Consider the following 11,531-nt stretch of genomic DNA (forward strand, 5'->3'; position numbering starts at 1 on the left):
GCGCGGCTATTTCGCAACCTATGAACAGTCGCCGTGTCTCAGCAGCAAGTGCAAGATTTACCTACATTTAACGCCAATAACGTATGTGCTTGGCACGCTAAAAAGCTTACCTCTCTGCGTGAGAAAATCATCGCGCGTATTAAACGCGAGCAGCCAGTCGATAAGCTTGTTGAGCAATTAGCTAAAGACATCGAGCAAGCCCAAGCTGTTTTGGCTGCAAGAAAAGCAGCGGTTCCTGCTATTTCGTTTCCAGAGCAGCTACCTATTAGCGAAAAACGGGCTGATATTGCCGAGTTAATTGCCAACAATCAGGTTGTTATTCTTGCCGGTGAGACCGGCTCAGGTAAAACCACACAGCTGCCCAAAATATGTTTAGAGTTAGGGCGAGGTATTCGCGGTTTAATTGGACACACCCAGCCGCGTCGTATTGCTGCTCGTACTGTTGCCGATCGCATAGCGCAAGAACTACAGGTACCACTGGGTGATGCCGTTGGTTACCAAGTGCGTTTTACCGACCACGTTACCGACTCCACATTAATTAAATTAATGACAGACGGCATTTTGCTGGCCGAAATTCAGCAAGACCCGCTGCTGTTAAAATACGATACGTTAATCATCGATGAAGCTCACGAACGCAGCTTGAATATCGATTTCTTGTTGGGCTATTTAAAACAAATACTCGCAAAACGCCCCGATTTAAAATTAATTGTCACCTCCGCAACCATCGACCTTGATCGTTTTTCTAAGCACTTCAACAATGCGCCGGTTATCGAAGTATCGGGTCGTACATACCCGGTGGAGGTGTTGTATCGCCCATGGCATGACGAGTTCGAAGACCTTACGCAAGCCATCGTTAACGCTGTGGAAGAAATACAGTCTATATCTAAAGGTCGCGGCGGCGACGTGTTGGTATTTTTAAGTGGCGAGCGCGATATTCGCGAGGCATCTCATGCTCTTAAAAAAGCCAATTTGCCGCACTGGGAAATAGTGCCGCTTTACGCTCGGTTAAGTTTAGAAGAGCAAAACCGTGTTTTTAGTCCTCACAAAGGGCGACGAGTGGTGTTGGCAACTAACGTGGCAGAAACATCGCTTACTGTGCCGGGTATTCGCTACGTTATCGACCCAGGCACAGCAAGAATAAAGCGCTACAGTTTGCGAACAAAAGTAGAGCGCTTACCGGTAGAAAATATTTCTCAGGCAAGCGCCAATCAACGTAAAGGGCGATGCGGCCGTGTGAGTGACGGCGTGTGTATTCGCTTGTACGACCGCGAAGATTTTGAAAGCCGGTCGGAATTTACCGACCCAGAAATTTTACGCAGTAATTTGGCAGCAGTCATTTTGCAAATGCTGCAAATGCGTATTGGTGATGTACGTAAATTCCCCTTTGTAGATAAGCCCGATAATAGGCTTATTAACGATGGTTTTAAGCTGCTTGAAGAGCTAGGCGCGGTAGATAAAAGCAATCGCGTTACCAAGCTAGGACGCGATTTACAGCAGTTGCCGCTAGACCCGAAGTTTGGGCGCATGATTGTCGCTGCGGCCGAGCAAGGCTGCCTGCGTGAACTGCTTATTATTGTAAGCGGGCTAACCATTCAGGACCCGCGCGAACGCCCTGCAGATAAGCAGCAAGCCGCAGATGAAAAGCACCGACGCTTTTGGGATGAAAAATCCGATTTTCTTTCGCTGGTCAATTTGTGGCACTACGTAGAAGAACAGCGCCAAGAGTTATCGCAAAATCAATTGCGTAAACTTTGCCAAAAAGAATTTTTAAATTTTATGAGGCTGCGCGAGTGGCGCGAGCTGCACCACCAGCTGCGCGTAACCATAAAAAAAATGGGTTTCAAAGAAAACCAAGAGCCAGCGAGTTACGATGTGGTTCACGAGGCGTTACTCACGGGGTTGTTGTCTAATATGGGCAACAAAAACGAAGAACCGGACGCGCGTGATTACCGCGGTACACGCAACAGAAAGTTTATGATTTTTCCTGGCTCAGCACTGCGAAAAAAACGACCGAAATGGTTGTTTGCAGCGGAAATGATAGAAACCAGTCAGGTATATGCGCATTGCGTAGCGCAAATGGAGCCGGAGTGGGCATTAAAAAGTGGTGCGCATTTACTTAAATATAATTATTTCGAACCCCACTACGATAAGCGCGCAGGACAAGTAAAAGCGTTTGTGCGTATTAGCTTGTTTGGTTTAGTGCTCATTGAGAAAAAGCGCGTAGGCTACAGCAAAATAGACCCAGCCGAAGCGCGCGAAGTGTTTATTCGCGCAGCCCTTGTTGAGGGGCAGTACCGCGGTAAAGGCGCATTTTTTAACAAAAATAATGCACTTATTGCCGAGGTAGAAGATCTAGAAGCAAAATCCCGCCGTAAAGATATTATGGTGGATGATGAAGTGTTGTTTAACTTCTACAACGAGATTATTCCGCCAGATATATGTAACTTGGCTGGCTTTGAACACTGGCGCAAAAAATTAGAAGAAACCCAGCCAGATGCGTTACTGCTTTCGCGCGATTTACTTATGTTGCACGGGGCAGAAGGTGTTACCGAGGCGCAGTTCCCCGATCAGTTAGATTTCGACGGTGTTACCTTGCCGGTAAGCTATCATTTTGAGCCCGGCCACCCGCAAGATGGCGTGAGTGTAAAAGTGCCGGTTACTTTGTTGCATATGCTGTCGGACTTGTACTTACCGTGGCTGGTGCCAGGGTTGCTGCGCGATAAGTGTATTGCTTTGGTAAAAGCTCTGCCTAAGGCAAAGCGCAAAAAAGTTGTTCCCGTGCCCCAGTTCGTAGACCGCGCCATGGCACGTATGACACGTAGCAAAGCATCGCTTACCGAGGCGCTAACCCGCGAATTAAAGCGCTTGGCGGATATAGAGCTAACCGAAGACGACTGGGACGAAACTGCACTTGAACCGTTTTATCACATGAACGTAATTGTGGTGGATGCGGCGGGTAAGCCACTAGACCAAGGGCGCGATTTGAATGCGTTGCGCGAACGCTATCGCGGGCACGTGCAGGAATCGCTGCAGTCTGCCGGCTCGTCTTTTGAGCAGACCGAGCTTACCGGCTGGACGTTTGAGTCCTTGCCCGAAACCGTCGACTTGGATAAAGGCGGAGTAACAGTGCGAGGCTTTCCTGCATTGCAAGATGATACAAGCTCTGTTTCGCTGCGCGTATTAGATAACCCTGCAGAAGCCTATCAGGCGTCATTAGCTGGGTTGGCGCGACTGGCATGCTTGCAGCTTGGCCAAAGTGTTCGCTACCTGCAAAAGCAATTGCTTAAAGGGAAGGATATAGGGCTAACAATGGTCGACTTGGGTAAACGCGACCAAGTGGTGGACGATATTCTAATGGCGGCGGTTTACCGTGCATGCTTTTTAGATAAGCCTTTCCCTAGAACAGCAACCGAATTTAAACAATGTGTAGATGCTGGTGCGGGGGAGCTTGTATCCATAGCGCAGGAATATGAAACATTGTTGCTCGATATTCTTAAGTATGTGGTCGCAATTAAAAAGGCGATGAAGTCCAATAAATCGGCCTTCGCACTGGCTTTGGCTTTTGGTGATATTAACCAACAACTGGCACAACTAATTTATAAAGGGTTTATGTTTGCTACGCCTGTGCAATGGCTCAAGCAATATCCTAGGTATTTAAACGCCATTGAAGTACGCATTGAAAAAGCGGCGCAAAACCCGCAAAAAGATCGTGTCGCGATTGCAGAATTAATCGGCTTGTGGCAAAAGCACCAAGACAGATTACTCAAAGAGGGTAGTCACAGTTATATTCAAAATACAGCGTGGCAAGAGTACCGCTGGATGCTTGAGGAATTGCGCGTTTCTTTATTTGCGCAAACCTTAAAAACCTTAATGCCAGTTTCAGCAAAGCGGTTGAATAAGCAGTGGCAATTAAGCGAGCAATAACCTAATTACTTTGAACCATATTAGGGGCTTAGCGCTCCTATGCTGGGGATTCTAATTTTTACTCGATTTGTAAGGATAAGTTGTGAACATATTTTTTAAGGATAAATCTTTTACACGTAGTTTGCGTGCGGCATTCATCTTTTTTGCTGTTGGCCTTGTAGGGTGCGCATCTAACCCGCAGCAGCAAAAAGAGTTGACCGATACCACGGTTGAAAATATCGACCCCCTAGAAGGCTTTAACCGCAAAATGTTTGCGTTTAATGATACTGTCGATACATGGTTTTTGAAGCCCGTTGCAAAAGGGTACCGCTGGGTTGCTCCTGCACCAGTGGAGGTGGGGGTGTCTAACTTTTTTGATAACCTAGGTGAGGTGAGCAACATCGTAAACGATGCGCTGCAATGGAAATGGAAGCAAGCGAGTAACGATACTGGGCGGTTGCTATTAAACACGACGGTTGGGCTGCTGGGCACAATCGATGTGGCGCGGCACGTTGGTTTGGAAAAATCAGACGGTGAAGATTTTGGCCAAACACTTGGTGTGTGGGGCGTAGATGCTGGGCCGTACCTAGTGCTGCCGCTAATGGGGCCCGCAACATTGCGCGATGGATTGGCAAGACCTGTTGATTACTATACCGACCCCATTAATTACATTGACGACGATGCTCATCGCTATGGCTTAACGGCCCTTGAATTGGTTCAGTTGCGTGCAAAACTGTTGGACGTAGAAGAACTAGCCGGCGGCGGTGGTGACAAATACATTTTTATGAGGGATGCGTATCTGCAACGCCGTGAACACTTAGTGAACGATGGTGCTGTGGAAGATGACTTCGGCGGCGACTTTGGCGGAGATGGCTATTAGTTCGCTGTTGTCGGCGCGAAAGTCGTGCGAGCAAGGTTAATAGACTAAATAGTTAACCTTGTTCGCAGCGTAAGTGCTTCGGTTGGTCAGTTAATCTGTAATTACCTCTTCTATTTCTAAGCCTAGTTTGCAAGGCTGCTCTTCAGATTCGGGTTGAGAAACCACACGCGCTACTTTGGTTTTTGCTCGCAGCATTGGGCTGTGCCCGTGTTGCGAAGCAATATTTACTTCAAGTAGCGTGCCTACAGGTAGCAGTGTTTGCATCTCTACAAGTAAGCCGCCTCCGCTTAAATCTACACACGTGCCCGAGTAGCTTTCTTCGCCATCTAGCAGGGTAATTTGAACGGGGGTTTCAACGCGCATACGAATAAAATCACGTTTTTCTTGGTAATCACGACTGGCCATAACCATCTTGCTCTCCCTTCTGTACACATGTACTCGTTATTAAAAATAGTCTTATTTTGAAGGTGCTGCAGCTGTAATAAGCAAAAAAGCACATATGCTTAAACAGCTAGAGATATAGTGATCGGAGCGTATACAAATTGATTGCTCCTTGTACAAAGGTAACTCATATTTGTGTATTTGGGTAGCTTGCGTGCTCGAGAATATGGGAGTACTGTTATCGTCTTTTCTGGGCAGTCATTTATGCTGCCAGTTTCGGGGGTAATTTCGGCTTGGTTTTTCTAGTAAAGCTGGCATTCATTCTGAGTTCACTTCCCCTCAAGTACCGTTGTTACACAGAAGTGTTTACATAAATGACTATGTGCTCGCTATGTGATGAATTTATCAAATCTGGGTGTTAAATGAGCCAATCGGGTAGGCGATTACTCGTCATCGATGACGATACCATTGTGCGTCAGAGTATTGCAGCGTATTTAGAGGATAGCGGGTTTCTTGTGCATCAAGAAGCCGATGGTCACTCCGCGCTTACGTGGTTGATGGATAACCCTCCCTGCCTTGTTTTAACCGATTTACGCATGCCCGGCACCGATGGCTTAACCTTGCTTAAAGCTATTCGCGAGTGGGATGTAGAGCTGCCCGTTATAGTTATATCTGGCGCGGGGGCTGTGCACGATGTAGCTGAGGCGTTGCGCCACGGAGCATCTGACTACTTAGTAAAACCCATTGTGGATATGGAAGTACTGGTGCACTCAATTCGCAGGGCTCTAGAGCGTCACGAACTGATAATTGAAAATCGCCAGTACAGGTTGGAGCTAGAAAAAGCCAATAAAGAGCTGAAAGAATATATTCGTGTGCTTGAGCGCGATCAGCTGGCAGGGCGCCGCGTGCAAAGTAAACTACTCCCACCGCCGGCTGTTAGCTTTGGCGGAATCAATGTCGATTACAAAATCATCCCATCGTTGTATCTCAGCGGTGATTTTGTCGATTACGGCTTCCTTTCCAACCGTTATTTAGCCTTCTATCTTACTGATGTTTCCGGTCATGGTGCTGCCTCTGCGTTTGTCACCGTATGGCTTAAACAAATAGTGCGCCGCTTCTTTCGCGAGCAAGAAATCTTCAATACTAAGGACTCTTTCGAGCGAGATACCGCATCTCTTCTAAAATTAATAAATAAGGAAGTGATTCGCTCGAAAGTAGGGGCGCATATGACCTGTTTTGTGGGGGTGATAGATACCCATACCCACGAGATGCGCTATGTGGTGGCGGGGCATTTACCGCTGCCGCTGCTAATAGCCAACGGTCGTGCCGAATACTTAGAAGGTAAAGGCAAGCCACTGGGCATATTTGAAGATGCCGAGTGGGAAGTGCAGAGTATTCAGCTGCCGCTACAGCAGCAGTTTTCGTTGGTGGTGTTCTCCGATGGCGTGCTAGAAGTACTACCGCCAGATAACCTCATCGAAAAAGAAAATTATTTACGCAATATACTGTCAAAACAACAGGGTAGCATTGAAGATATATGTGCGGCGTTACAAATCAACAGCTTAGATGCTGCGCCGGATGATATTGCTGTTCTCAAAATAGATAATGAGATGTTGAAATGAAGCCAGGTTCCATAAAGGTTGCGCAACACGAAGGTGTCTTTGTTATAAAGATGGAGGGCGATGTACGCCTCACTTTGTGCCTTTCCTTTGATTCATTTATCGAAAGTATGTTTGGCCAAAGCGATTTCAAGTCGGTAGTGTTTGACCTGACCGACGCCGAAGCCATAGATAGCACAACACTGGGGCTAATGGCGAAAATATCTATTAACGGCAAAGCTAAGCAGTTTGAAGACCCGATTGTTATTTCGCGCAACCCGAGTATTACCCGTTTGCTGGTAACCATGGGGTTTGAAGATATTTTCCAAATAGTGCGCGATGCCGATATTGCTCTTGACGGCGAGCTGCCGCTTGAAATAGAGCAAGAGGATGCCGACGAGAACGCCGTACGCGACAAAGTGCTAGAAGCGCATCGCACCCTTATGAACCTTAATGAGAACAATAAAATCACCTTCAAAGAGCTTGTACAAAGCCTTGAAGAGCAACAGTAACCACCTAGGGGGTTGAATGACCATTTTAAGAGCCGGTTTTGCGGCTGTATTAATCGTATTGTTAGCAGGGTGCGCTTCTAGCGTGCGCACCAAAATTAGCACCTTTCACGACTCGAGTGTAGCGGTTGGGGCGGGCACTATTCGCGTAGAGCCTCTAAACGATAGCCTTAAAGGCTCACTAGAGTTTGGCTATTACAAAGAGCGCTTAGAGGAAAAGCTAAAGCAGGCTGGATACAGCGTACAAACAGGTAATACCCAATATGTAGCGCGCTTGGATTACAACGTATCGCGCAGAGAAGCCGAGCAATCACCTTCTAGTCAAATCGTGGTGGCAACGGGTGTGGGCTTTCATCGACGCTACTCCCGCACAGGCTTGTACTTCTCGGATAACTTCGAAAAACGTTTCGAGTTTGAGCGCCTACTGGTGTTAGTTATTGCCGATGCAGGCAAGCTGGCTGCGGCGAAAGCCAACCCAGACGCAGTGGATGAAACCATCAACGTGCTTGAGATTACCGCCCGCAGCGTGGGTAATTGCGAGAGCCTACCTATTGTTTACGAGGAAATGTTAGAAGCCATATTTAAGGACCTCAAGCGCCCCAACGGCTCTATGCAAACTGTCAAAGTTAAGGGCGATTCGCGCTGCTAACTTACCTCTCTCCTTTTGCACTGCGCTAAACCCAAGGTTTGGCGCAGCTTCCCTCCATCCTTTGACCTAGTTCGCATTTCTGTTAATACCAATAACCCCCTCTAGCTGTTACTCTCTTAGGTTAAAAATGTTCAGCAGGTGCCACTTAGGCACATTAGATTGATAAAAAAGGGGCGCAAATATGGCTTACTTACGCCATTTGTTTAATGGAGAAACGGTAACCCTGTATGAGTTGGGCGAGGCGATTAAAATAGGTCGCCATGCGGATTCGGATATTCGTATCGAAGACCTTACTGTAAGTGCTACGCATTGTCGTCTAGCTGCCCAAGCCGGTGGCTGGTGGCTTGAAGATATGCAAAGCACCAACGGCACGCTAATGAATGGCGAGCGAGTAACACGGGTGCAGTTAGCACCAAACGACGTGTTTAGTGTGGGGACCCATGCGTTTGAATTTTTACCGCAGCTACCAACTGAGTTTGATAAAACGCTTAAAATAAAAAAGAGCTGGATACCCGGTATTTACTACACCGAATAGTTTTTAGGCAGCCTGTAGGGCTAATGGGGTAAATAAAGCGAATGACCGCGCTAAAGCAACGTTGGGCCAAAGCCATATGGCGAGCAGTATTGGCGTTTAGCACCCGAGGCATGGTGGTGGTGCTGTTGCTTGGCTTTTGTTTGCTGCCCACATCTTTTACGCGTTTCGCCCCCTTAGATCTTGTAACCGCAAAGCTGGCTAGCTACTTAGTAGAAGCACCCCAAACCTTGCGCGGCGTCACCGTTATAGAGGTGCCCGAGCGATCCATGCAATTGTGGGCGTCAGATATTCATCGCGCTGGCCCGCTCAGCTCCTTGCTTAGCAATGTATTGCACGGGCAGGCGGGCTTTGTAACCTTGGTGTTACCTCAACCTATCGATTTTCCAACTGGCCCTGCGAGCGAGCTTTTACAAGAGTTGGCGTTAGATAACCCGCAGGCCCAAACACTGGTAGACCGGCAAGCTTATTTAGCCAGTTTGCTTGCCGACAAACGTCTTGTTATTGGTGTGTCATCATCGCGTCAACCGTGGTTACCTGCAGGCGCAAAACCCATCCCTATTGTTGCTAGTGATACGCCTATTTGGCAGCACGAAACATTACAGCGTTGGCTTTGGGGAAGCCCACAAAATTACGGTGCAGCGCTAGATAGCCGGCCGAGTGTCGAGCACTTCCCCGTATATGCCGCGTACAATGGCATATACAGGCTGGCTTACCAGCAAGACTCTGAGCAGGTGTACCCTCACTTACTGCTGCACCAATTAAAAGAAAAGCAGGCGCAAGTATGGAGTGATAGCAAAGGCTTTCCTTACCGCTGGCAGCCGGCTGATGGCTTTGTGGTGGGCAATCACACTATTCACGCATCGGCATCGGCGGGGATTGTGCCATTGTGGGGCCTAACTGAGCGTATGACCCCCTATATTGAACGGTTAAGCTTGGAAGAAGGGTTAGCGCGTGGGGCCTTTCCTGAGCAGGTTTATATTGTGTCCGACGCCGACAGCACGGCAATTCCACTTATATTGTCTGCTGCGAGCTTAAGTAAAGGTGATTACCTGTGGCAGCCGCTGTGGGTGGCGCCAAGCTTAAAATTATTTATGCTGCTGGCTTTGTGCTACTTAATTTTTATTATGCCGCGTTTGCGTGTTGCAACCGGTGTATGGATAACCTCGGCCCTAATAATTTTTGCTTTTGTTAGCGCAACGGTGTTGGGGGCGGTACGGCATATTTGGGTTCCCGCCACAACGGTATCGCTGCTACTCGCTTTTGGTCATTTAGGGGTATTAATTTGGCGGGATAAACGAACTAAGTGGCAAGCCCTTACCGAGCAGGCAGAAAAAGCATCGGTATTGCAGGCTAGCATTCATCTAGCGAATGGTGCTTTAGATGATGCCTACGATGTGCTGCAAGACTGCAAGGCGTCGGGTGAAGCGTTTAGTTACCTGTATGAGCTTAGTGGCCTATACGCGTCTAAACGCAATTACGAGCGCGCAATTGCCACTTTAGATTCACTCATTGAACGCGCGCCCAATTATAAAGATGCCAAGCAAAAACGCAGCGCCATTGCCAGCGTGCATCGCAGCCAGCAAAACCAATTAGAAAAAACCACATTGATGATAGACGCAACTGTGGCTATTGATGCGCATAAAGTGGATCGCCCAGTGCTTGGCCGTTACGAAATTCGCAGCGCCTTAGGTAAAGGGGCAATGGGGCAAGTGTACTTGGGGTTTGACCCGCGCATTGCACGTCAAGTGGCCATAAAAACATTAAATTATAATCAGTTTGATGCAGCAGCCCTGCCGGATATTAAGCAGCGTTTTTTTCGCGAAGCAGAGGCGGCAGGTAGGTTAAACCACCCCAATATAGTGGCAGTTTATGACCTAGGTGAAGAGCCAGACCTAGCCTTTATTGCAATGGATTATGTTGATGGCAGCCCGTTAAGCGCATTTGTGAATGCCGACAATCTATTACCTGTTTTTGAAGTGTATCGTGTTATACATGATGTGGCGGTCGCACTGGAATATGCCCATCAACATCAAATAGTGCACCGCGATATAAAGCCCGGCAATATTATGTACCGGCCTGTGCCTTATCACCTTAAGGTGGCCGATTTTGGTATAGCGCGCTTAACCGATAATTCGCAAACTACCACAGGCGAAATTCTTGGTAGCCCGCTGTATATGGCGCCGGAGCAGTTAAAAGGCAAAAAGGTAGATTACGCTGCAGACTTGTTTAGTTTAGGGGTTACCTTTTACCAGTTGTTAAGTGGCGAGTTACCGTTTAAAGGCGACAACCTTGCGAGCTTAACCTACGAAATTATTCACGGTAAGCATAAAAGCGTGCGCCAAGTGCGAAAAGATTTACCTACAAGTGCAGCGCGTATTACCAATCAGGCGCTGCAAAAAGATGCGAGTGATCGTTACTCGTCCGCCGCAGATATGGCCGCGGCGTTAAATAAAGCAATTAAACGAGATTTTAGTCAAGAAGCCAAAAAAGCCGGCTTTGTTTAATCTCAATATACCTAATAAGAAACGAAAGCAGAGGTAGCATCATGGCCCTAATAGCACAGTTAGTTGACGATGTAATGGTACATAAGTTTGAGCTCCGTAAAGAAGAAGTGCTGCTTGGGCGCCACCCAGAAAACGACATAGTGGTAGACGATAGCGCCGTAAGCAGTTACCACGCTGCCATTACGTTAGAGAAAAATAAAGATTTCCCTGAGTTCTTAGAGTTTTATGTAAAAGACTTGGGTAGTACTAACGGCACATTTATTAATGATACCCCTGTTGAAGGGCGGCAGCGTTTACACCACAACGATATTATTCGTATTGCGTGGAATAATTTTAAATTTGTAGACCCTAAAGAAGCCGATTTAGAAAAAACCGTACATATGCTGAAATAGTTTGCGTGTTAAGTACTTGCTCGCGCTTAGCCCAGCCTTAATAAGGAGTGGTAGGTAATAGCTAGATACTTGTAGGTGCTTCTATGTAGGTATTTTATGTGTCGGTACCTTTAAGTGTGGTAACGCATATTTTTATAAGCCCTAAACTAAAAAGCCTGCTACCTAATAAATAGGTGGCAG

Annotated in this window: 9 protein-coding genes; 8 read left to right on the forward strand and 1 reads right to left on the reverse strand. The window is 47.3% G+C overall.

Annotated elements, in window-relative coordinates; all coding sequences use genetic code 11:
* Nucleotides 1-33: 33 nt before the first annotated feature.
* Together hrpA and SDE_RS05835 are read left to right on the forward strand one after the other, a co-directional pair.
* Nucleotides 34-3,924: an ATP-dependent RNA helicase HrpA gene (gene hrpA / locus SDE_RS05830; protein WP_011467591.1), complete on the forward strand. Its 3,891-nt coding sequence runs from the start codon at nucleotides 34-36 to the stop codon at nucleotides 3,922-3,924.
* Between the two features lie 82 nt (nucleotides 3,925-4,006).
* Nucleotides 4,007-4,783, forward strand: coding sequence for an MlaA family lipoprotein (locus SDE_RS05835; protein WP_011467592.1), 777 nt, complete (start codon nucleotides 4,007-4,009; stop codon nucleotides 4,781-4,783).
* A 90-nt stretch (nucleotides 4,784-4,873) separates the two neighbouring features.
* On the opposite strand, the gene SDE_RS05840 is transcribed toward SDE_RS05835, so the two are convergent.
* Nucleotides 4,874-5,188: a PilZ domain-containing protein gene (locus SDE_RS05840; RefSeq protein WP_226986471.1), complete on the reverse strand. Its 315-nt coding sequence runs from the start codon at nucleotides 5,186-5,188 to the stop codon at nucleotides 4,874-4,876.
* 398 nt (nucleotides 5,189-5,586) lie between these two features.
* Here SDE_RS05840 and SDE_RS05845 point away from each other — a divergent pair, with 398 nt between their 5' ends.
* From SDE_RS05845 to SDE_RS05870, 6 genes are all read left to right on the forward strand, one after another.
* On the forward strand, nucleotides 5,587-6,786 hold the full coding sequence (locus SDE_RS05845; RefSeq protein ID WP_011467594.1) for a PP2C family protein-serine/threonine phosphatase: 1,200 nt from the start codon (nucleotides 5,587-5,589) through the stop codon (nucleotides 6,784-6,786).
* Entirely contained in the window at nucleotides 6,783-7,274 is a 492-nt protein-coding gene (locus SDE_RS05850; protein WP_011467595.1) for an STAS domain-containing protein, read from the forward strand. Before SDE_RS05845 ends, SDE_RS05850 begins: the two co-directional genes overlap by 4 nt.
* A gap of 16 nt (nucleotides 7,275-7,290) precedes the next feature.
* Nucleotides 7,291-7,920 carry a hypothetical protein gene (locus SDE_RS05855; RefSeq protein WP_011467596.1) on the forward strand — a complete coding sequence of 210 codons (630 nt, stop codon included), beginning with the start codon at nucleotides 7,291-7,293 and terminating at the stop codon, nucleotides 7,918-7,920.
* A gap of 181 nt (nucleotides 7,921-8,101) precedes the next feature.
* Nucleotides 8,102-8,455: an FHA domain-containing protein gene (locus SDE_RS05860; protein WP_011467597.1), complete on the forward strand. Its 354-nt coding sequence runs from the start codon at nucleotides 8,102-8,104 to the stop codon at nucleotides 8,453-8,455.
* Between the two features lie 41 nt (nucleotides 8,456-8,496).
* The gene (locus SDE_RS23035) at nucleotides 8,497-10,959 is read left to right on the forward strand and encodes a serine/threonine-protein kinase (protein WP_011467598.1); all 2,463 of its coding nucleotides are present in this window, start codon (nucleotides 8,497-8,499) and stop codon (nucleotides 10,957-10,959) included.
* Between the two features lie 41 nt (nucleotides 10,960-11,000).
* A complete protein-coding gene (locus SDE_RS05870) occupies nucleotides 11,001-11,351 on the forward strand; it encodes an FHA domain-containing protein (RefSeq protein WP_011467599.1) in 351 nt (116 codons plus the stop codon).
* Nucleotides 11,352-11,531: the final 180 nt, after the last annotated feature.

It is taken from the genome of Saccharophagus degradans 2-40 (assembly GCF_000013665.1).
Taxonomy (GTDB): domain Bacteria; phylum Pseudomonadota; class Gammaproteobacteria; order Pseudomonadales; family Cellvibrionaceae; genus Saccharophagus; species Saccharophagus degradans.

Coding starts and splice junctions, on each gene's coding strand:
- SDE_RS05840 (WP_226986471.1), bottom strand. CDS start 5,188: ATGGCCAGTCGTGATTACCAAGAAAAACGTGATTTTATTCGTATGCGC.
- SDE_RS05845 (WP_011467594.1), top strand. CDS start 5,587: ATGAGCCAATCGGGTAGGCGATTACTCGTCATCGATGACGATACCATT.
- SDE_RS05850 (WP_011467595.1), top strand. CDS start 6,783: ATGAAGCCAGGTTCCATAAAGGTTGCGCAACACGAAGGTGTCTTTGTT.
- SDE_RS05855 (WP_011467596.1), top strand. CDS start 7,291: ATGACCATTTTAAGAGCCGGTTTTGCGGCTGTATTAATCGTATTGTTA.
- SDE_RS05860 (WP_011467597.1), top strand. CDS start 8,102: ATGGCTTACTTACGCCATTTGTTTAATGGAGAAACGGTAACCCTGTAT.
- SDE_RS23035 (WP_011467598.1), top strand. CDS start 8,497: ATGACCGCGCTAAAGCAACGTTGGGCCAAAGCCATATGGCGAGCAGTA.
- SDE_RS05870 (WP_011467599.1), top strand. CDS start 11,001: ATGGCCCTAATAGCACAGTTAGTTGACGATGTAATGGTACATAAGTTT.